12 protein-coding genes and 1 pseudogene are annotated in these 21,427 nt (G+C 52.0%); 8 read left to right on the top strand and 5 right to left on the bottom strand.

Annotated features, from left to right (window positions below; genetic code table 11):
- The first annotated feature begins 15 nt into the window (after nucleotides 1-15).
- From carA to nqrF, 8 genes are all read left to right on the top strand, one after another.
- Nucleotides 16-1,092: a glutamine-hydrolyzing carbamoyl-phosphate synthase small subunit gene (gene carA, locus M3087_RS00810; protein ID WP_022383414.1), complete on the top strand. Its 1,077-nt coding sequence runs from the start codon at nucleotides 16-18 to the stop codon at nucleotides 1,090-1,092.
- A 20-nt stretch (nucleotides 1,093-1,112) separates the two neighbouring features.
- Complete coding sequence (gene carB, locus M3087_RS00805; protein ID WP_022383415.1) at nucleotides 1,113-4,337, top strand: carbamoyl-phosphate synthase (glutamine-hydrolyzing) large subunit; 3,225 nt, start codon at nucleotides 1,113-1,115, stop codon at nucleotides 4,335-4,337.
- Between the two features lie 391 nt (nucleotides 4,338-4,728).
- The gene (locus tag M3087_RS00800; protein ID WP_249093041.1) at nucleotides 4,729-6,090 is read left to right on the top strand and encodes a Na(+)-translocating NADH-quinone reductase subunit A; all 1,362 of its coding nucleotides are present in this window, start codon (nucleotides 4,729-4,731) and stop codon (nucleotides 6,088-6,090) included.
- 57 nt (nucleotides 6,091-6,147) lie between these two features.
- Nucleotides 6,148-7,341: an NADH:ubiquinone reductase (Na(+)-transporting) subunit B gene (locus tag M3087_RS00795; RefSeq protein WP_022383417.1), complete on the top strand. Its 1,194-nt coding sequence runs from the start codon at nucleotides 6,148-6,150 to the stop codon at nucleotides 7,339-7,341.
- A gap of 10 nt (nucleotides 7,342-7,351) precedes the next feature.
- Nucleotides 7,352-8,188, top strand: coding sequence for an NADH:ubiquinone reductase (Na(+)-transporting) subunit C (gene nqrC / locus M3087_RS00790; RefSeq protein ID WP_262918837.1), 837 nt, complete (start codon nucleotides 7,352-7,354; stop codon nucleotides 8,186-8,188).
- 15 nt (nucleotides 8,189-8,203) lie between these two features.
- Nucleotides 8,204-8,836: an NADH:ubiquinone reductase (Na(+)-transporting) subunit D gene (locus tag M3087_RS00785; protein ID WP_022383419.1), complete on the top strand. Its 633-nt coding sequence runs from the start codon at nucleotides 8,204-8,206 to the stop codon at nucleotides 8,834-8,836.
- Nucleotides 8,837-8,874: 38 nt separating this feature from the next.
- Nucleotides 8,875-9,498 carry an NADH:ubiquinone reductase (Na(+)-transporting) subunit E gene (nqrE, locus tag M3087_RS00780; protein WP_022383420.1) on the top strand — a complete coding sequence of 208 codons (624 nt, stop codon included), beginning with the start codon at nucleotides 8,875-8,877 and terminating at the stop codon, nucleotides 9,496-9,498.
- Nucleotides 9,499-9,522: 24 nt separating this feature from the next.
- Nucleotides 9,523-10,791 (top strand): NADH:ubiquinone reductase (Na(+)-transporting) subunit F, encoded by a 1,269-nt coding sequence (gene nqrF, locus M3087_RS00775; protein WP_249093039.1) that lies wholly within the window; start codon nucleotides 9,523-9,525, stop codon nucleotides 10,789-10,791.
- A gap of 132 nt (nucleotides 10,792-10,923) precedes the next feature.
- On the opposite strand, the gene M3087_RS00770 is transcribed toward nqrF, so the two are convergent.
- From M3087_RS00770 to M3087_RS00750, 5 genes and pseudogenes are all read right to left on the bottom strand, one after another.
- A complete protein-coding gene (locus tag M3087_RS00770; RefSeq protein WP_249093036.1) occupies nucleotides 10,924-13,953 on the bottom strand; it encodes a type III restriction-modification system endonuclease in 3,030 nt (1,009 codons plus the stop codon).
- Between the two features lie 5 nt (nucleotides 13,954-13,958).
- On the bottom strand, nucleotides 13,959-15,830 hold the full coding sequence (locus M3087_RS00765) for a site-specific DNA-methyltransferase (protein WP_249093034.1): 1,872 nt from the start codon (nucleotides 15,828-15,830) through the stop codon (nucleotides 13,959-13,961).
- 2 nt (nucleotides 15,831-15,832) lie between these two features.
- Nucleotides 15,833-16,402 carry a hypothetical protein gene (locus tag M3087_RS00760; protein WP_249093032.1) on the bottom strand — a complete coding sequence of 190 codons (570 nt, stop codon included), beginning with the start codon at nucleotides 16,400-16,402 and terminating at the stop codon, nucleotides 15,833-15,835.
- Between the two features lie 124 nt (nucleotides 16,403-16,526).
- Nucleotides 16,527-16,724: pseudogene (locus tag M3087_RS00755) on the bottom strand (site-specific integrase); the annotation flags it as partial.
- A gap of 432 nt (nucleotides 16,725-17,156) precedes the next feature.
- Nucleotides 17,157-21,392, bottom strand: coding sequence for an acyl-CoA dehydratase activase (locus M3087_RS00750; RefSeq protein ID WP_249093030.1), 4,236 nt, complete (start codon nucleotides 21,390-21,392; stop codon nucleotides 17,157-17,159).
- Nucleotides 21,393-21,427 lie beyond the last annotated feature (35 nt).

The raw sequence follows: 21,427 nt of genomic DNA, 5'->3' as shown, positions 1-21,427 counted from the left end.
ACATATCTATCTGAAATGAGAAATGTAACACTAATCCTCGATGATGGAACCCGCTTCCACGGAACATCATTCGGTTATGAAAAGCCTGTTGCCGGCGAAGTAGTCTTCAACACCGCCATGACAGGCTATCCGGAAAGTCTTACAGACCCCTCGTATGCAGGGCAGTTAATGACGCTGACTTATCCCTTGGTCGGTAACTACGGTGTGCCGCCGTTTACCTTTGAACCCAATGGATTGCCAACCTTCATGGAGAGTGAGAAAATCCATGCGGAAGCTATCATTGTGAGCGATTACAGCTATGAGTACAGCCATTGGAACGCTGTGGAGAGTCTGGCTGACTGGCTGAAGCGCGAGGGAGTTCCCGGCATCACGGGCATCGACACCCGTGAGCTGACCAAAGTGCTGCGCGAGCACGGTGTGATGATGGGTAAGATTGTCTTTGACGATGAACCCGACAACATCCCTGAAGCACAGTACAGCGGCATCAACTATGTAGACAAGGTTTCATGCAAAGAGGTAGTGCGTTACAACGAGGGAGCCGGCAAGAAGAAGGTCGTGCTGGTGGATTGCGGTGTGAAGTCAAACATTATCCGCTGCCTGCTCAAACGGGATGTGGAAGTCATCCGGGTGCCCTGGAACTATGATTTCACGGCGTTGGAGTACGACGGACTCTTCATCTCGAACGGACCCGGTGACCCGGATACGTGCGATGAGGCTGTACAGAACATCCGCAAGGCGATGAGCCTTTCCGACAAGCCTATCTTTGGTATCTGTATGGGCAACCAGCTGCTCTCCAAGGCGGGCGGCGCTAAAATCTATAAGCTGAAGTATGGTCACCGCAGCCACAACCAACCGGTGCGCAAGGTCGGGACCAACCAGTGTTTCATCACCAGTCAGAATCACGGCTATGCAGTGGACAACAATACGTTGGGGGCTGACTGGGAACCGCTCTTCATCAACATGAACGATGGCTCCAATGAGGGTATCCGTCACAAGTCGAAACCTTGGTTCTCGGCACAGTTCCATCCGGAAGCAGCCAGTGGACCGACCGACACCGAGTTCCTTTTCGATGATTTTGTGAAACTCCTTTAATCCTTAATTAGAAAACGATCATGAAAGAAAATATAAAGAAAGTATTGCTCTTAGGTTCGGGTGCGCTCAAGATTGGTGAGGCCGGCGAATTTGACTACTCCGGTTCACAAGCGCTGAAGGCTTTGAAAGAAGAAGGCATCCACACGGTGCTGATCAATCCGAACATTGCGACGGTGCAAACCAGTGAAGGTGTGGCAGACCAGATTTACTTCTTGCCGGTCACTCCGTTCTTTGTGGAGAAAGTCATCCAGAAGGAACGTCCCGACGGTATCCTCCTCTCCTTTGGCGGACAAACGGCCTTGAACTGCGGTGTGCAGCTTTATAAGGGTGGCATTCTGGAGAAATACAATGTGCGCGTGCTGGGTACTCCCGTACAGGCTATCATCGACACGGAAGACCGCGAGCTTTTTGTGAAGAAGCTGGATGAAATCCAGGTGAAGACCATCAAGAGCGAGGCGGTGGAGAATGCCGAGGACGCACGCCGTGCAGCCCGTGAGCTGGGTTATCCCGTCATCGTACGTGCAGCCTACGCACTGGGAGGTCTGGGTTCCGGCTTCTGCGACAATGAGGAAGAACTGAACGTGCTGGTAGAGAAGGCTTTCTCTTTCTCTCCCCAGGTACTGGTGGAGAAATCGCTCCGCGGTTGGAAGGAAATCGAGTATGAAGTGGTGCGTGACCGTTACGACAACTGTATCACGGTCTGCAACATGGAGAACTTCGACCCGCTGGGTATCCACACCGGCGAGTCCATCGTGATAGCTCCTTCCCAGACGCTGACAAACAAGGAATACCATAAACTGCGTGAGCTTGCCATCCGCATCATCCGCCACATCGGCATTGTGGGTGAATGTAATGTGCAGTATGCCTTCGATCCCGAGTCGGAAGATTACCGGGTGATTGAGGTGAACGCCCGTCTGAGCCGTTCATCGGCATTGGCATCCAAGGCGACCGGTTATCCGTTGGCTTTCGTGGCAGCCAAGTTGGGATTGGGTTACGGTCTGTTCGACCTGAAGAACTCTGTGACCAAGACGACTTCGGCATTCTTCGAGCCGGCACTGGACTATGTGGTCTGCAAGATTCCGCGTTGGGACCTGGGCAAGTTCCGTGGTGTAGACCGCGAGCTGGGTTCATCCATGAAATCCGTGGGCGAGGTCATGGCCATCGGTCGTACGTTTGAAGAAGCCATCCAGAAGGGACTCCGCATGATCGGGCAAGGCATGCACGGTTTTGTGGAGAACAAGGAGCTGGTGATTCCCGATGTCGACAAGGCACTGCGTGAACCGACCGACAACCGTATATTTGTCATCAGCAAGGCAATGCGTGCTGGATACACCATCGACCAGATTCATGACCTGACGAAGATTGACAAGTGGTTCCTGCAGAAGCTCATGAACATCATGAACACATCGAAGGAGCTGCATGCCGTCGGGTCTCTGGACAAGCTGGATGCCACACTGCTCCGTAGAGCGAAGGTACAGGGCTTCTCAGATTTCCAGGTCGGACGTGCAATCGGACTGGAGAAAGATATGGACATCGAACAAGCCATCAACCAGGTGCGTGCCTACCGCAAGAGCCTGGGCATTGTGCCGGTGGTGAAGCAGATTGATACGCTGGCAGCCGAATATCCTGCACAGACCAACTACCTCTACCTGACTTATAGCGGTGTCGGGAATGACGTGAACTATCTGGGCGACCGCCGCTCCATCATTGTATTGGGTTCGGGAGCTTACCGCATCGGTTCGTCCGTGGAATTTGACTGGTGTGGTGTACAGGCGCTCAACACGATTCGCAAGGAGGGCTACCGCAGTGTGATGATCAACTACAACCCGGAGACCGTGTCTACGGACTATGATATGTGCGACCGACTCTATTTCGATGAGCTGACCTTTGAACGTGTGATGGATATCATCGAACTGGAGAATCCCCACGGAGTCATCGTGTCTACGGGCGGACAGATTCCGAACAACCTGGCCATGCGTCTTGACGGCGAACATGTCAATATCCTCGGAACCTCTGCCAAGAGCATTGATAATGCAGAGGACCGCGACAAGTTCTCTGCCATGCTTGACCGCATCGGAGTGGACCAGCCCGAATGGAGTGCCCTGACCTCAATGGAAGATATCAATGCCTTCATTGACAAGGTCGGATTCCCCGTATTGGTGCGTCCTTCCTATGTGCTTTCCGGTGCAGCCATGAATGTCTGCTCCAACCAGGAAGAGCTGGAGCGCTTCCTCCAGTTGGCAGCCAATGTATCGAAGAAGCATCCCGTGGTAGTCAGCTCCTTTATCGAGCACGCCAAGGAGGTTGAGATGGATGCGGTAGCAAAGGACGGTGAAATCATTGCCTACGCCATCAGCGAGCACATTGAATATGCCGGTGTGCACTCGGGCGATGCCACCATCCAGTTCCCGCCCCAGAAGCTTTATGTGGAGACTGTGCGTCGCATCAAGCGCATCTCCCGTCAGATTGCCAAGGAACTGCATATCTCCGGACCGTTCAATATCCAGTTCCTGGCCCGTGAGAACGACATCAAGGTGATCGAATGTAACCTTCGTGCTTCGCGCAGTTTCCCCTTCGTCAGCAAGGTGCTTAAGATCAACCTCATCGAACTGGCTACCCGTGTGATGTTGGGTCTGCCTGTCGAGAAGCCGGAGAAGAGCCTCTTCGACCTTGACTATGTCGGCATCAAGGCTTCGCAGTTCTCATTCAACCGTCTGCAGAAAGCCGACCCGGTGCTGGGTGTCGATATGGCTTCTACCGGTGAAGTCGGTTGCTTGGGAGACGATTCAGCCAGCGCAGTGCTTACCGCCATGCTTTCCGTCGGTCAACGCATCCCGGCAAAGAACATCCTTCTGTCTACCGGAACAGCCAAGCAGAAGGTTGACATGCTCGATGCAGCCCGCATGCTCAAGAAGAAGGGCTACAACCTCTTCGCTACCGGCGGCACATCGCGTTTCCTGACCGAGAACGGCATTGAAAATACACTGGTACACTGGCCGAGCGAGCCTGAAGCCAAACCTCAGGCACTGGAGATGCTTCACAACAAGGAAATAGACATGGTGGTGAACATTCCGAAGAACCTGACGGCAGGTGAGCTGACCAACGGCTACAAGATCCGTCGTGCAGCCATCGACTTGAATATTCCTCTGATTACCAATGCCCGCCTGGCAAGTGCCTTCATCAATGCGTTCTGTACGCTGGATGTAAACGACATTGCCATCAAGAGCTGGTCAGAATACAAATAAGCCGGTAATTTCTTAATTTCAGATATTGGTAAGCTGAAGGCTGCCTTTCCCGATGGTGGGGAAGGCGGCCTTCTGACTTTTAATCTGTAATCTTTACAAACGGACTCTTTGCGGCTGAAAATGCAGGTGAGAACCGGCAAGAAGGCAGAAATGCGTTTCTGCTACATTGAGTTTTCAAAATCGGGAACCGCATGTTTTTTTGTTCATCTGTTAACGAACACGGTACACAGGGGTGTCACTTTTTACCGCCAAGTCTTATCGTAGATGGGAAGAATAATCGTATCTTTGTGGCACCCCTGTCTGACAGAATCTTAGGAAAGCTTTGCCGGATGGCGGTAAATACTTTTGAACTACAATTGGAGAGAATCATCTAATAATATATAAATAGTATATGGCAAATGTTATCAAACTGCGAAAGGGGCTTGACATCAACCTGAAGGGTAAACCTGCGCCGGAAATACTCCGTGTAGACGAGCCGGAGGTGTATGCGTTGATGCCTGCCGATTTCACCGGCATCATGCCGAAAGTGACCGTGCATGAAGGTGATGCTGTGAAAGCCGGAGAGCCGCTGTTCGTAGACAAGAACCATCCTGAGGTGAATTTTGTGTCGCCTGTGAGCGGCACGGTGCTGGGTGTGGATCGTGGCGAGCGCCGTCGGGTACTGAGTATCCGTGTGCAAGCTGACTCCCGGCAGGAGTATGTGGAGTTTGAACGTCCTGATGTGTCACGCATGAAGGCTGATGATGCAAAGGCATGGCTGATGCGTACAGGTTTTTTTGCCTTCTTTCGTCAGCGACCTTATGACATTACGGCATCTCCGGACAATCATCCCAAAGCTATTTTCGTGTCGGCTTTTGACTCGAAGCCTTTAGCTCCTGATTTTGAATTTGTGTTGAAGGGGCAGGAGGCAGACTTCCAGTCCGGTCTGGATGTGTTGGCATGTCTGGCACCGGTGCATCTGGGTGTCAGCGTCCGTCAGCAGAGTCCGGCTTTGAGAAATGCCAAGAATGTGCGTGTCCACCTTTTTGACGGACCGCATCCCGCAGGCAATGTAGGTATACAGATTCACCATGTGGACCCGATTAACAAAGGCGAACAGGTGTGGACGCTGGGAGCGGAAGATGTGATTTTCATCGGACGTACCTTGCGGACCGGACATGTGGACCTGACCCGTACGATTGTTCTGGCTGGTTCCGAGGTAACGACTCCGGCATACGTCCGTATGAAAGTGGGCGTACAGTTGTCCACGCTGCTGAAAGGCCGTGTCGTTCTGGGAGACCGTGTGGTTCGTGTCATTGATGGAAACGTGCTGACGGGACATCCGACGACAGCCGATGGCTTCCTGGGTGCACACTCGACACAGGTGACTGTCATTCCCGAAGGAAGTGATGTCGATGAATTCTTCGGCTGGATCAGTCCCCGTCTGAATGACTTCAGCACAAGCCATGCCTACTTCAGCTGGTTGTTCGGCCGTAAGCGCGAATATACACTGGATGCCCGTGTGAAAGGAGGCGAACGCCACATGATCATGTCCGGTGAATACGACCGTGTGCTGCCTATGGATATCCTGCCTGAGTTCCTCATCAAGGCGATCCTGGCAGGTGACATAGAGCGGATGGAGGCATTGGGTATCTATGAAGTGGCTCCCGAGGACTTCGCTTTGTGTGAATTTGTCGATTCGTCGAAGCTGGAACTGCAACGCATCGTACGCGAAGGCTTGGATTTGTTGCGTCAGGAAATTGAAGGAGAGTAACAGAATTGACAATAGGAATGACTGACAATTCATATATTCAATGATAGAAAGATTCGTATGAAAGGATTAAGAAACTATTTAAACAAGATAAAGCCCAACTTTGAAAAGGGTGGACGTCTGCATGCGCTCCATTCATTTTTCGATGGTATGGAGACATTTATGTTCGTCCCCCACACGACATCGCGTACGGGTACGAATATCCATGATGCGATTGACAGCAAGCGTATCATGATATTGGTGGTCATCGCTCTGCTGCCGGCCTTGTTGTTTGGCATGTACAACGTCGGATACCAGCATTTTACTCATGTCGCAGCGTTTACGCAGACGCCGATGACCGCCGGATTCTGGGAGATGTTCTTCTATGGACTGCTTGCCGTGTTGCCCAAGATTATTGTGTCCTATGTAGTCGGACTGGGCATTGAGTTTGCCGTGGCGCAATGGAAGGGCGAGGAAATCCATGAAGGTATTCTGGTTACGGGTATTTTGATCCCGATGATTGTCCCCGTGGACTGTCCGCTTTGGATGTTGGCGATTGCAACAGCCTTCTCTGTAATTTTTGCCAAGGAAGTCTTTGGTGGTACCGGTATGAACGTGTTCAATGTGGCGCTGGTAACCCGTGCTTTCCTTTTCTTTGCCTATCCGACCAAGATGTCGGGTGAATCGGTCTGGGTCTCGGGCGACAGCATTTTCGGCTTGGGACAGACGGTTGACGGAATGACTGCTGCCACTTCGCTGGGTATTGCTTCTACCGCCAAGGCTGCCGATGCCTTCCCGCCGTTCTCATGGGATATGGTGACCGGTCTTATCCCCGGTTCTATCGGTGAGACCAGTGTGATTGCCATCCTTATCGGTGCTGTTATTCTCTTGTGGACGGGCGTTGCCAGCTGGAAGACCATGCTCTCTGTATTTGTGGGCGGTGCTGTTGTTGCAGGACTGTTCAACGTGTCGGGCATAGACACTGCCATGGCCCACATGCCTTGGTACGAGCATCTCTGTCTGGGAGGCTTCTGTTTCGGTGCCGTGTTCATGGCAACCGACCCGGTGACCTCCGCACGTACGGAGACCGGTAAGTATATTTATGGTTTCCTGATTGGTGCCATGGCCATCATCATCCGTGTGCTGAACCCGGGTTATCCCGAAGGCATGATGCTGGCTATCCTGTTGATGAATGTCTTTGCTCCGCTGATTGACTATTGTGTGGTGCAGGGCAACATCTCCCGAAGAATGAAACGTGTATCTACCCAAAAATAAGAAAAGGAATATGGCTACAAAGAAATTTGTTTGTCAGGTCTGTGGCTATGTCTACGAAGGTGAGTCTGCTCCTTCCCAGTGTCCGGTATGCAAAGCGCCGGGTACTCAGTTCAAGGAGGTGGAGCAGCCCGGGGACCCCACCAAGCCTGCCAAGAAGAAAAGAGATACGAACAGCAATGTCTATACATTAATATATGCTGCGGTCATGGTGATTGTGGTGGCGTTCCTGTTGGCATTTGTCAACTCTTCGCTCCGCAGTCGTCAGGATGAGAATATCAAGATGGACACCAAGAAGCAGATTCTTTCAGCCCTCCATGTGACCGGTGTGAAAGATGTCAATGCCGAGTATGCCCGTTACGTGAAGGCCGACTGCCTGATGGACGCCGAAGGTCGCCTCGATGAGAAGGTGGATGACCGGGACTTTGCCACTTCCTACGAGAAGGAGGTGAAGGAACACGGACGCTTGCACGTCTTTGTCTGCGAGGTAGAAGGTGAGACCAAGTATGTCATCCCTGTATATGGTACAGGTTTGTGGGGAGCCTTATGGGGCTACGTGGCACTTAACGCTGACAAGAGTTCCGTCTATGGAGTATACTTCTCCCATGCCAGTGAGACTCCCGGTTTGGGTGCGGAGATTGTCACGGATGCCTTCAAAGGGCAGTTCGTCGGCAAGCAGGCACTGGATGCCGACAAGGTCGTGCTGGGCGTGATGAAACATGGTAAGGTGGAGAACCCGGCTTGTCAGGTTGACGGTATCTCCGGCGGAACCATCACTTCCAACGGTGTCGACCAGATGTTGAAGAACTGTCTGGGCAACTACATCAAGTTTTTAACTTCAAAAGAATAGGAGGACAGAAGCAATATGAGCCAATTATTTTCCAAGAAAAACAAAGAAGTATTTGCCACACCGCTCGGTCTGAACAACCCCGTGACGGTGCAAGTGCTGGGCATCTGTTCGGCATTGGCGGTGACGGCCAAGCTGGAGCCTGCCATCGTGATGGGTCTCTCTGTGACCATCATTACGGGTTTCTCCAATGTCATCATTTCGCTCATCCGCCGTACAATCCCTAACCGCATCCGCATCATCGTGCAGCTGGTTGTAGTCGCTGCGTTGGTGACGATTGTGAGTGAAATTCTGAAGGCTTTTGCCTATGATGTGAGTGTACAGCTTTCGGTCTATATCGGATTGATTATTACCAACTGTATCCTGATGGGACGTCTGGAAGCCTTCGCCATGTCCAACGGTCCTTGGGAATCGTTCCTTGATGGTCTGGGCAACGGACTGGGTTATGCCAAGATTCTCGTCATTGTGGCGTTCTTCCGCGAATTGTTAGGTTCCGGCACATTGCTGGGTTTCCGCATCATCCCGCAGTCAGTTTACGATGCCGGTTATATAAACAATGGTTTGATGGTGATGCCTCCCATGGCTCTTGTGATTGTCGCCTGCATCATCTGGTGGCAGCGCAGCCGTCACAAGGAATTGCAAGACAAATAATCGGCAAAGCCGCTATCAACCCCTTAATTTTGTAACTTATGGAACATCTGTTAAGTCTATTTGTTCGTTCGATATTTGTCGACAACATGATATTTGCCTTCTTCCTGGGCATGTGTTCATACCTTGCCGTGTCAAAGACCGTGAAGACAGCCGTGGGATTAGGCATTGCCGTCACTTTCGTTTTGGTGGTGACGCTCCCTGTAAACTATCTGCTGCAGACTCGTGTGCTTTCAGCGGATGGTATCTTTGGTATTGATCTCAGTTTCTTGAGCTTCATCCTGTTTATTGCTGTGATTGCCGCCATTACCCAGCTGGTGGAGATGGTGGTAGAGCGTTTCAGCCCTTCCCTCTATGCTTCATTGGGTATCTTCCTTCCGTTGATTGCCGTAAACTGTGCCATCATGGGTGCCTCGCTGTTTATGCAGCAACGCATCGTGAAGGGTGAATCAGACCCGCAGTTTATCGGTGGTGTGGCGGATGCCATATCTTATGCGTTAGGTTCAGGTATCGGCTGGATGCTTGCCATCGTAGGCTTGGCTGCCATCCGTGAAAAGATGGCTTACTCCAATGTGCCTGCTCCATTGCGGGGATTGGGCATCACATTCATTGTGGTAGGTCTGATGGCAATGGCCTTCATGTGTTTCTCTGGACTGAAGATATAATGAACAAAGAGTAATCGTAACGACATGAATACACAGTTAATCTTTGCGAGTATAGCGGTTTTCCTCTCCGTTATGCTGATATTGGTAATCGTCCTGCTGGTGGCCAAGAAATACCTGGTTCCTTCGGGCAACGTGAAGCTTACCATCAATGGGGAAAATACACTTGAAGTGGAATCCGGTTCCACCCTGCTGAACACACTGGCTGTAAATGGCATCTACCTGTCTTCGGCTTGTGGAGGTAAGGGCTCGTGTGGACAATGTAAGTGTCAGGTAATAGAAGGTGGAGGTGAGATTCTGCCTTCCGAATTGCCTCATTTCAACCGTAAGCAGCGTCAGGACCATTGGCGCTTGGGCTGTCAGGTGAAATTGAAAGGTGACATGAGCATCAAGGTTCCCGATTCGGTAATGGGTGTCAAGGAGTGGGAGTGCGAAGTCATCTCCAACAAGAACGTGGCAACCTTTATCAAGGAGTTTATTGTTGCATTGCCTCCCGGTGAGCACATGGACTTTATCCCCGGTTCGTATGCACAGATAAAGATTCCTACTTATTCCATGGATTATGACAAGGATATTGACAAGGACCTGATTGGCAAGGAATACCTTCCGTCGTGGGAGAAGTTCGGACTGTTTGGTTTGAAATGCAAGAATGACGAACCTACGGTACGTGCCTATTCGATGGCGAATTATCCGGCAGAAGGGGACCGCATCATGCTGACTGTCCGTATCGCCACTCCGCCCTTCAAGCCGAAACCCCAAGTTGGCTTCATGGACGTGATGCCGGGTATAGCTTCTTCCTACATATTCACGTTGAAGCCTGGTGACAAGGTGACGATGAGCGGTCCTTATGGAGACTTCCATCCGATTTTCGACTCCAAGCGTGAGATGATGTGGATTGGTGGTGGTGCCGGTATGGCTCCGTTGCGCGCACAGATTATGCATATGCTTCGCACATTGCATACGACTGACCGCAAGATGTCTTACTTCTATGGTGCCCGTGCACTCAATGAAGTGTTCTATCTGGAAGACTTCCTTCAGTTGGAACGTGATTTCCCGAATTTCTCTTTCCACTTGGCTTTGGACCGTCCCGACCCGGCTGCCGATGCTGCGGGCGTGAAGTATACTCCGGGATTTGTTCACCAGGTTATTTATGACACCTACTTGAAGGACCATGAAGCTCCTGAAGACATAGAGTACTACATGTGCGGTCCTGGTCCGATGAGCAAGGCGGTAGAGGGTATGCTCGACAGCTTGGGTGTTCCGATGAAGAACCTGATGTTCGATAACTTCGGTTGATATCCAGGATATGGTATAGTATGCAGGCGTAATGCCTGCCGTGATATGACAGAGCAGCGAAGCTTGACCCCGTTGAGAACAGCTTCGCTGCTTTGCGTTTGGTATGCCGGGTTTAAGAGTGAAGGCTTAATATCACTCTAACGCCTTCATGACATCCAGTAGATTCTGATAGTCCTTTACTTGGTGGTAGCGTACGCAGCTGGTCGATGCCTTGTTAAACAGCTGTTCGGCACATTCAATCTTCGCTTTCTCCACACCGCGCAGTTCCATTGTACCCATGGAGCCTTTGGTTTCGGCAATGAAGAAGATATGTTTCACCGTGCCCTTATTGAAGGCAATTGCCCAGTCGGGAGAATAATTGCCTACGGGTGTCGGGATTTGAAATGTGCGAGGCAACTTGGCATAGACACAAACCTCGGTAGCACTGTCAAGATTCCCGGCAAATTCAATCTCACCTTTGCTGTCGGGGAACACATAGTCCATGACATGCTTTCTGGCAGGGTAAGCCTTTTCTATCGGTTGCGTATGTTTCTCCTGTGTGAAGATGGTACTGTCATAAGTTTCCTCCATTCGGTTGTAGCTGATGTGCTCCACTATCATGGTGGCCTTTTGTTCCTTAATGATGCGGATGGCCTTCCGGATGAACTCTTCCGGATTATTGCGGAACATATAGAGCTTGGCTTGGCTGATGCCTTTCAGGATAGCTACCACCGTGCGGCGGGTCAGTGTCGCACCTTTGGCTATCTCGCCCACAAGGTCGTACTTCACGGTTGAGGTGCTTACCGTTCCTATCTTCTTGGTCGTGGTGCGCGTGTCGCCGAATTGGTCAGCAGCCTGCTGCGTTCCCTCGGTCAGAATGTATTTCAGTTCTGTCACATACAGTTCCTTGTCAATGGCATCAACGGCTTTGCGGATGAGTTCATCACTATCGTAATGCACGGTATAGACGTACTTGTGATTGATGCTGTGCCACAACTCCTGAAACTCCTTCTTGGCAAAATTCTCGTTCAGTTTGTTTTCAGGCGACTGCGTTTGGTTGCCGTCCTCTATCATTTCGTCCAGCAAGACGTTTTCGTCATAAGTGCTTTGTACCAGCGTGTGGATGCTGTGTGTCATTGGCTCCAGTCGATGAGGCAATGCAGCTACACGACTCTCCAGCAAATCGTCTTTGTAGCGTTGGGTCACTACGCCGTGTTCGTCGATATATGCGTTGTCGTAAAGGTAGGCATGGATGGAAATCGCTTCGTTCTCCGTAATCACATGCTTTGCGCCGTCGGCGAGCAGCACGGTCTTGTCCTTGAAGAAGTCCATTGTGGCTTGTCGCGGACGCTCGCGCAGTGATTCGCGTGTCTTCTTCTGCAGGTCGTCTACGAAGGTGCTGTAACTCTCGTTGGCGATGACGGTCAGCTTGTTTATGTCATGCACCCGGTCGCCCAGCATCTCCTTGTCCATGCGGTTGCCGTCCTTGTCTACGCAGAGGCGTAATCCTCGTCCCACTTCCTGCCGTTTGTTTACTTCCGAGTTACTGTGACGCAAGGTGCAGATTTGGAATACGTTGGGATTGTCCCAACCCTCGCGCAGGGCGGAATGTGAGAAGATGAAACGTGTAGGTTCGTCAAAGCTTAGCAAACGCTCTTTGTTTTTCAGAATCAGGTCATAGGCGGAAATGTCGTCCGATAGGTCGCTTTTCCTGCTTGTCTTGCTGTTTATGGCACGACCGCTCTTCTTGTCGATGGAGAAATAGCCGCCATGTATTTCCTGCACTTGGAAGCGACGCAGGTAGGCTTGGTAAGCGTCATCGAACAGGGAAAGGTTCTCGTTGAGCAAGCTTGTGTATTCCTCCTCAAATATTTGTTGGAACACGCCTTTTACCTCGTTCCCCTGTTCGTCGTAGCTCTTGTATTTCGCTACTTCGTCAATAAAGAACAGCGAAAGCGTCTTGATGCCTTTCGCGAACAGTTCACGTTCTTTCTCGAAGTGCGAACGGATGGTCTCGCGTATCTGTACCCGTTGCAAGGCGAGCTCGCTCACGTCGCCTGTCACTTCACCCTTGCGCAACGTAACGCCGTTGAGGAAAGTCACCGTGTTGCGGTAGGGATTGATGTCGGAAATCACATAACCTTTATATTGGTTCAGGTCGGACACCACAAACAGGTCATCGCCGTATGCCAGCTTCCTTGACTCCCGTCTTATGCCCCCATTCCGTTTCACCTCCAGCTCCATCCTGACCATAGGCGGTTCTTTCTTGGAGAGGATAATGCTGTCTATGTACAGGTAGGTATTCGCACCTTGCAGGTTCTTCAGTTCGAAGCCTTTCACCTGGATGCGCTTCACCAGCTTTTCCTTGTAGGCATCCAGGGCATCGAGGGCATACACCGTGTTGTGCTTGGTCTTATGCGTGGCAGAGTAGTTCAGTACGAACAGCGGCGTAAAGCGTTTCAGTCCGGTCTGTGTGGCCTCGCCCTCCATCTTCTGCGGTTCGTCCATGATGATAATCGGACGGTTGGCGGCAATCACGTCGATGGGCCTTCGGCTGCCGAATGCATCGCGCCTGTCATAGATGATGCGGCTCTCCTTGCTCCGTCCGCCTTCTTTCAGCGAGGCAGCGAATGCCTGCGTGTTGATAATCATCACATGGATGCCTCCGTCGCTCGAAAAGCTGTCCAGCAGGTTCAGGTTTCCGCTGTCGTACACAAAGTAACGCGCCTTTCGTCCGTAATGCTCCATGAAGTGGTCTTCCAGCATGGAGAAGCTCTTGTACACACCTTCGCGGATGGCAATGCTCGGTACGACCACGATGAACTTGCTCCAGCCGTAGCGTTTGTTCAGCTCGAACATGGTCTTGATGTACACGTAGGTCTTTCCCGTACCCGTTTCCATCTCGATGTCGAGGTGGCACACGCCCATGCCGCCGACCGTCACCAGTTTGTCCGACAGGGGTATGTTGCTCTCGCGCTGCACCTGGCGGATGTTTTCCAGCAACTGCTTCGCGTCGAGTTCTACCTCTGCATTGCGGTATCCGGTTTCGTCCAGTTTCAGTCGCTCACGTCCCACGTCGCGGCGGTATGTCGCCGGGTCGTGCGAGGGTTGTCCGGCAAATACGCTGACCGTATTCTCCACAGCATCCGTCTGGTATTGCTGTATCTTGAATTGGAATTTCATAGGGCTTACACGATTTTGCGGATGGTGTCCTTGCTGTAAGTCTCAAACAGTTGGTCGAAGTTGTCCGCCACGTTGTCCGAAGCCAGCGAACTGTCGCGCATCACGAAGTAATAAGGCTTCAGCTTGGCTATCGCCTTGATGGTGTCTTCCGTAATGTCCGTGTCGAAACAGGCAACCAGGTAGTTGTCGTTGACGAAGAATACCTGCTTGCCGTTCATCGTCCGTTGCTCGATGGTGGCGGAAAGTTCTACACCCAGGTCCAGCATCACTTGGAAGAGCAGGTCTTCCGCCGTGCGGTCGGGTTTCACGTTGTCGGCAAAGAGGTCGTTCATGGTAAACTCCTGTGGTGTGTAATACACATCTTGCATATTAGAGCTGTCCAACTTCAACACGCGGAAGCCGATATCTAATTTGTCGATGCCCTCCTTGTCTGCGTTTTCTTCCTTGATTTTCTTTCCGGCGCGGTGGATGCGTTCTTTGCCTATCTCGCAGATGGTCTTGTAGCCTTGGTCTTTCTTTGTTTCGCTGACCTCTTCCGGTAATTGCACCATTATAAATTTGCAGTGAGTGTTTTTTTCTGCATTTGTTTTAATCAGCGCATGAGCCGTTGTAGCCGAACCCGAAAAGAAATCCAAAACAATAGAATCATCTTTAAGATTAGCCAAAGTAATAAGTCGCTGCAACAACCTCACAGGCTTTGGCCCATCAAATACTCCTTTATCTCCAAAAAGAGCTACAACTTCTTTAGCCCCTTCCTGACTATGACCCACTTCTTTATAAAACAAGATGGAGGTTGGAGCCATTCCTTCAAATTTAAGTTCAGAAAGAAATCGCTTAATACAAGGTACACTATTTCCATCTGTTCCAAACCAAATTCTATTATCGCGGAGTCTCTCGCCGAAAGCTTTCGGCGAGAGACTCCAGCAGCGTCCTGCTGGAGGCTCTACGACACGGCCGGAGGGAGTCGTGATGGGATAATCACAATCTGCACTATATGTTTTTACAGACATATCACTTGGCTTCCAATCTCCTCTTGGATCATTATCAGGATTAGAATATCGAGCATTTGCTTCTTCTGTCCGTGGCAATCTACCTATTGTAAAGGTATCTATGCTTTTTGCATACATCAATATGTAGTCATGGCTGTTTGAAATAAATCGGGCATCGTTTTTCGGTGAATACGCTTTTTCCCATATCAGTTGTGCAATGAAATTCCCCTCTCCAAATACTTCATTACAAACTTTCTTCAAGTTTTCCACCTCATTGTCATCAATCGAAATAAATATCACTCCATCCTCTGCTAGCAAGTTCTTCGCCACTTTCAACCGTGGATAAATCATATTCAGCCAATCCGTATGAAAACGTCCGTTTGATTCCGTATTCTGAACCAAGCGGTTTCCTTCTTCATCCGTCTGCCCGCTGTTCTCTTGATACTTATCCGCACTCTGTGAGAAGTCGTCGTTATAAACAAAGTCGTTACCAGTGTTGTAAGGTGGGTCGATATAAATCATTTTCACTTTACCGAGATATGTCTCCCGAAGCACTTTCAGCACGTCGAGGTTATCGCCCTCAATGTAAAGGTTCTGTGTATGGTCGAAGTCCACACTTTCTTCCCGGCAAGGGCGCAACGTCTTGTTGGTCGGCGTATTAGCCAAGTGTGCGTGAGCTTTCTTGTCCGGCCAAGTGAACTGGTAGCGTTCCTCACCGTCGTCTATTACGTCGGAAGACAGTTCGTCACGCAGTTTCTCGAAGTCAATGCCCAGCACCGTCTTGCCATCCTTATCTTTGTGTTCCGTTACGCATTGCGGAAACAGCCGCGCAATCTTGTCTATGTTTGAGCTTGTCACGTCAAGGCTCTGCATCCTCAGCCTTTCCATATTTATTTGTTTTTTACTATTTCTCCGAATTGCTGAATGAATTTTACCTTCCCCTCATATAATGGAAAAGGCACAACAAAAACCTTATAACCAAGATCTTTCAATGGTTGTTCCAATTTCTTTGCAGGATTAAGAAGAATAATGCGACAATCTTCGGCTAAAGTCTCTTGTTTGAGCTTCTCCATGAATACTTTAGAAAAGAAAGACGCGCCTTTTCCTTTGGGCTTTTGATCTAATGGCATAGGATACAAATCCATTAGATAAAAGCCATCAGCCTTAAACCTTTCCAAAAGTGCCTTTTTGGCTTTGGGTGTTCTTCTTATTTTATATGCTTTAGCTTCAGTTGGGTATAGAACTTTCATAACAGCTAAAAATAAATTGTCATGTTGAGGCACATCGTCATGATAAAAGAACCTTGTACCTCCGTCAGGCGGCGCCTCTCCAACGAGTAGCGTTTTAATTTCTACTGGGCGAAAACTTTCTCTAAGAGTTTCCCAACGTGATTTCGAAGTGGGCAAATACTCTTGGTATTTGTTCTTTTCAAGCTTCTGTAGGATATTATTTAAGTTCATAATATTTTGTTTTTAGTTTGTTCAATACTCCAAACAATTCCATGATTCTTAGAATTATATGACCTGCCGTACATTTATCTCTTGCTTAGAGATAAATGCCTGGATAAACAGCTTAGTTAAGCCCTCACAGCCCTTTCAGGATAAGGCTGTTTGCCTGGTCAATCACATAGGAATCCAGCGATGCAAGATAGATTCGTGTGGTTTCCTCCGAGTCGTGTCCCATACCTTCACTGATGACGGAAAGCGGTATGTTTTTGCTCTTGGCAACACTTGCCCAACCGTGCCTCGCACAATACATCGTCAGTGGTATTGGAAGAGGGGCGGAATTTCACTCTTACTGATGCCATTCACGTTGCTTTTTGTTGTTGGTTCCACTTTCGCAGGCTCCAGTTGTGGTCTCTTGACGTCTTGTCCACAGATAGGTTGAGCCCATGCGAAACTTGAGTAGGTAATTTACTCCATTTTCAACTCTACAGCTCTTTTCCAGGAACCAATCTTCTTCCGTTATTCCCCAAAAGAGAGTCCCAACCGTATTTCCACGGCGTGGGACTCCGGGTTCCAGCCTTTGGGACTTCGAGTTCCAGGCGCTGGGACTGTCAGTCCCACGGCGTGGAACTCACGGTCCCACGGCGTGGGAATACGATGGCCTTGCTGGAGAGGCGGGACAAGGTTCAGCTTCAGGCGGCAACGGATACAACAAGAGCCGACCTCCTCGTGGGGAGACCGGCCCTTCGTGATGCTTGATGAGGGAAGGCTATCGGACGGCAATGTTCCGGTCCGTTCTTGATGCGTGACTCTCCTCGGTCTTCAGACTGTTCGTGAACAGCAACAGACGGTTCATGATGTTCACGTCACTCACGCCGCTGTCGAAGTCAAGTGAGAGCAGGTGCATCTGGGGATAGAGGTCCTTGATGCGTTTCTCGATGCCTTTTGAGACAATGTGGTTGGCAATACAGCCGAAAGGTTGCAGGCTGATGACATGGTCAACCCGTTGGCGCGCAAGGGAAAGGATTTCCCCGGGTAACAGCCAGCCTTCGCCAAACTGGGCGCTGAGCGAGATGATGCGCGAAGCTTCCTTGGACTCATCGAACACATTGGCAAAGGGGGTGAAGTGACGGAACCGGCTGCCGGCACGGTTGAACTTCTCCATCCGTCTCCATACCAGCTTGTAGAGCCAGTGGATGAGGCTGCCGGGTACGACCTTCTTCTGGAGTCCGGTGTCTTGGTTCACCTTGTAGTTGACGAATCCCTGGACGAAGAAGTCGGTCAGGAGGGGAGGGACGACCTCGATGCGTCGGCTGATGAGCCATTCGCAAATGTTCTTTTGCGCAAAGGGGTTGAACTTGAGGAAAATCTCTCCCACAATGCCTACCCGGGGCACGTCCCGGTCACAGGCGGCGGCGTCAAACTCGGCTGCTGCCGTGCGCAGTGTCGCAAGCCATTCGTCCGTACTGCCGTTCTCTATCAACCGTTTGGCGATGTTCAGGTACTTCTCTTTGAGGCGGACGGCAGTCCCTTCTTCCTTCTCCCGCACGATGGTGGCATAGTAGAGCTTGGCAATGCAGTCGGAGAAGAGCAGCGCATTCAGGATGGTCGGGAGCATCTTGAACCAGTTGACACGGAAGCCCGGCTGCTCGTTGCCCAGCTGTCCGCCGAAGGTGAGGGAGATGACGGGCACCTGTCCGAAACCGGATTCTGACAGGGCGCGCTGGATGAGCGAGAGGTAGTTCGAGGCACGGCACTGTCCTCCCGTCTGGGTCATGGCTACGGCAGTCGTTTCCGGGTCGTAACGTCCCTCCTTGAAGGCCTTCACGATGTCGCCCACGATGAGGGTGGCAGGATAGCAGACTTCGTTGTTGGCGTACTTCAGTCCCCAGTCGCAGGATGCCGTGTCGCTCACGGGCAGGTTCTCCACGTCATAGCCGGCAAGCTTCATGAGGGGCGGAATCAGCGGAGAGATGAACGGGGTGAAGAACGGGGCGATGATTTTCCGCTTCCGGTCTTCCTCACGGAAGGGCGGGGTGGTGACGAACGGACGGACAGCCGGACGTGTCTCCTCCTTCCCCGACAGGCGCAGGCTTTCGATGGTAGAGCGGACGCGCAACTTGATGGAACCGATGTTGCTCACGTCGTCAATCTTCAGCAGGGTGAGTGTCTTCCCGTACCGTTTCAGCAGGTCGCGGGTCTCGTCGGTGAGCAGGGCGTCCGGTCCGCATCCGAACGAGGTCATCTGCATGCACTGGATGTGCGGTCCCTGCATGGCAACCCACTTGGCGGCTTTCAGGATACGGTTGGGATATGCCCACTGCGAGAGGTAGTGCACGTCTTCCATGGGGAGGGACGTGTGGCGGACGAGGTCGTCGGTCAGCACGTTGACGCCCATCGCGGCAATCATGTCCGAGAGCTTGTGCTGAATCAACGGGTCGGTGTGGTAGGGACGTCCGGCGAGCAGGACGGTCAGCGTCTGTCTGTCGGCTGCCGCGAGTACCTGCCGGTTGGCATCGATGAGCTGTTCTTCAAAACGGTCCGCTTCCTTCAAAGCCTCTTCAAACGCCTTTCGAATGGTCTTTTCCGGGATGCTGAACGTCCGGAGATACGCCTTGCACTGCTTGTAGAGCAGGTCCTTGTCCTTGAAGGTTATCGTCGGCGAGTCGATGGGGACGCCCACACGCTGCACGCTCTTGATGACCTCGGCATAGCCCGATACGATGGGGCAGTTGTAACTGTTCTGTCCGCTTTCCTGTTTCTCGAAGACGACGAAGGGCATGAAGATGCGGTCTACCCGGCGGTCGATAAGGTCCTGGATGTGGCTGTGCGCCAACTTGGCGGGGAAGCAGATGTTGTCCGACATCACCAGCTTGGCTTTGGCTTCGTATGCGGCAAAGCTCGATGGCGCCGACAGTACCGTCCGCAGACCGCAACGGTTGAGCAGTGTGTGCCAGAAGGGATACTCCTCGTACAGGTTCAGGCAGCGCGGGATGCCGATGACGGCTATGGGATGCTCCACCTCGATGTGGCGGTCGAACAGCAGATGCTCCTTCCGGGCATAGACGTTCTGTCCCTGTCGCTGTTCCATACCTTTATTGGTAAATACCTTTTCGCAGCGGTTGCCCGAGTAGTAGCGGTTGCCGTTTGCGAAGCGGTAGGTCGTGATGAGACATTGGTTTTCGCATCCGTGGCAGTTCTGCGGACGGGTGGTGTAGGAGGCGCTGCCCAGCACTTCGTCGAGCGTGGCGTCAGCTGAAGCATATTGTCGGGCATAGAGTGCGCACCCGATGGCGCCCATCAGCTCCGGATGGTTGCTGCGGAACACCTCTCTGCCGATGAGTTTCTCGAAGGCACGCACCACGGAGTCATTCTTCATGGTCCCTCCCTGCACCACGATGTGCGGTCCCAGTTCCTCGGTGCTCTTCAGGCGGAGCACCTTGTACAGGCAGTTCTTCACGACCGAGTAGGACAGTCCGGCTGCGATGTCTCCGAGTCCGGCTCCCTCACGGAGTGCCTGTTTCACCTTGGAGTTCATGAACACCGTGCAGCGGGTGCCCAGGTCGTAGGGGCGGGTGGCACGACAGGCTTCGGCTGCAAAGTCCTGCACCGGGAGACCCAGTGACTTGGCAAACGTCTCGATGAACGAGCCGCATCCCGATGAGCAGGCTTCATTGATTTCAATGCGGTTGATGACCCCTCCCGATACGAACATTGCCTTCATGTCCTGTCCGCCGATGTCGAGGATGAAGGACACATCCTTCGTCACATGACGGGCTGCCATGTAGTGGGCTATGGTTTCGATGATGCCTCCGTTGAGGCGGAAGGCAGCCTTGATGAGGTCTTCTCCATAACCGGTGGAGCAGCTGCCGGTGATGCGGATTTGCGTGCCCGCCTCTTCGCACCGTTCGCGGAACAGGCGGAGTCCTTTCTCCACGGTCGCTATCGGATTGCCGTCGTTGCCGTGGTAGTAGGTGTACAGCAGCTCGTTCCGGCGGTTGAGGACGACAATCTTCGTTGTGGTCGAGCCGGAGTCGATGCCCAGCGTCACTTCTTCAACGCCGGGTCGGAGGCTGCCTTCCCGGATGGGGCTTTGCGAGATGCGTTCTTTCCACCGGCGGTAGTCGTCGTCATCGCTGAAGATGGGTTCCAGGCTTTCGGCAGGCTGGTAGGTGACGGACAAATGCCGGTTGATGGAGTCGCTCAGGCTGGAAAGGCGGACCGGCTGGCTGTCTTCCTCCGACAAGGCAGAGCCCCAGGCGGGTATCAGATGGCTGTCTTCAGGCAGCACGACCTCGTCGGGCGACAGTTGCAGGTAGTCGGTGAACGCTTTGCGCAGGGCAGGCAGGAAGGTGAGCGGACCTCCGCAGAACAACAGCGGCGCCGTGATGTCGCATCCGTGTGCCAGGGTCACGATGACCTGCACGGCAACGGCGTGGAAGATGGAGGCGGCGATGTCCTCCTTGCAGGCGTTCTTGGCAATGAGGTTCTGGATGTCTGTCTTGCTGAATACGCCACAACGCGACGCGATGGGATAGATGTGTGTGGCGTTCAGCGCCAAGGTCCCCAGCTCGTCGGGAGTCACGTTCAGCAGGATAGCCATCTGGTCGATGAAAGCTCCCGTACCTCCGGCACAGTTGCCGTTCATGCGCAGGTCGGTGGCTTCGCCCTCGTGGAGGAAGACGACCTTGGCATCTTCACCGCCGATGTCAATCAGTGTAGACACTTCCCGATGGTTGCGGGCGATGTAGTTGGTCGCTGCGACCACCTCCTGTACGAAGGGGAGGCGACACCGTTCGGCAATACCCATCCCGACAGAGCCTGTCAGGCGGAGCGTGACCTCGGCATCGCCCAGCCGGGTGCGGATGTCCGATAGCAGGGCGAGTAACTTTTCCTGTATTTTGGCGTGGTGACGTTCGTAGCGTGAATAAACAATCCGGCCGCTCTCATCGAGCACGATTGTCTTGATGGTGGTAGAACCTACATCTAATCCTATCCTGTACATTTGAGTCTCGTTTTTGAATCGGCAAAGATAGGGTA

Origin of the sequence: Mediterranea sp. ET5 (assembly GCF_023337025.1) — a bacterium.
Lineage (GTDB): Bacteria > Bacteroidota > Bacteroidia > Bacteroidales > Bacteroidaceae > Phocaeicola_A.
This window is presented reverse-complemented; position numbering and strand designations above follow the sequence as displayed.

Coding starts and splice junctions, on each gene's coding strand:
- carA (WP_022383414.1), top strand. CDS start 16: ATGAGAAATGTAACACTAATCCTCGATGATGGAACCCGCTTCCACGGA.
- carB (WP_022383415.1), top strand. CDS start 1,113: ATGAAAGAAAATATAAAGAAAGTATTGCTCTTAGGTTCGGGTGCGCTC.
- M3087_RS00800 (WP_249093041.1), top strand. CDS start 4,729: ATGGCAAATGTTATCAAACTGCGAAAGGGGCTTGACATCAACCTGAAG.
- M3087_RS00795 (WP_022383417.1), top strand. CDS start 6,148: ATGAAAGGATTAAGAAACTATTTAAACAAGATAAAGCCCAACTTTGAA.
- nqrC (WP_262918837.1), top strand. CDS start 7,352: ATGGCTACAAAGAAATTTGTTTGTCAGGTCTGTGGCTATGTCTACGAA.
- M3087_RS00785 (WP_022383419.1), top strand. CDS start 8,204: ATGAGCCAATTATTTTCCAAGAAAAACAAAGAAGTATTTGCCACACCG.
- nqrE (WP_022383420.1), top strand. CDS start 8,875: ATGGAACATCTGTTAAGTCTATTTGTTCGTTCGATATTTGTCGACAAC.
- nqrF (WP_249093039.1), top strand. CDS start 9,523: ATGAATACACAGTTAATCTTTGCGAGTATAGCGGTTTTCCTCTCCGTT.
- M3087_RS00770 (WP_249093036.1), bottom strand. CDS start 13,953: ATGAAATTCCAATTCAAGATACAGCAATACCAGACGGATGCTGTGGAG.
- M3087_RS00765 (WP_249093034.1), bottom strand. CDS start 15,830: ATGGAAAGGCTGAGGATGCAGAGCCTTGACGTGACAAGCTCAAACATA.
- M3087_RS00760 (WP_249093032.1), bottom strand. CDS start 16,402: ATGAACTTAAATAATATCCTACAGAAGCTTGAAAAGAACAAATACCAA.
- M3087_RS00750 (WP_249093030.1), bottom strand. CDS start 21,392: ATGTACAGGATAGGATTAGATGTAGGTTCTACCACCATCAAGACAATC.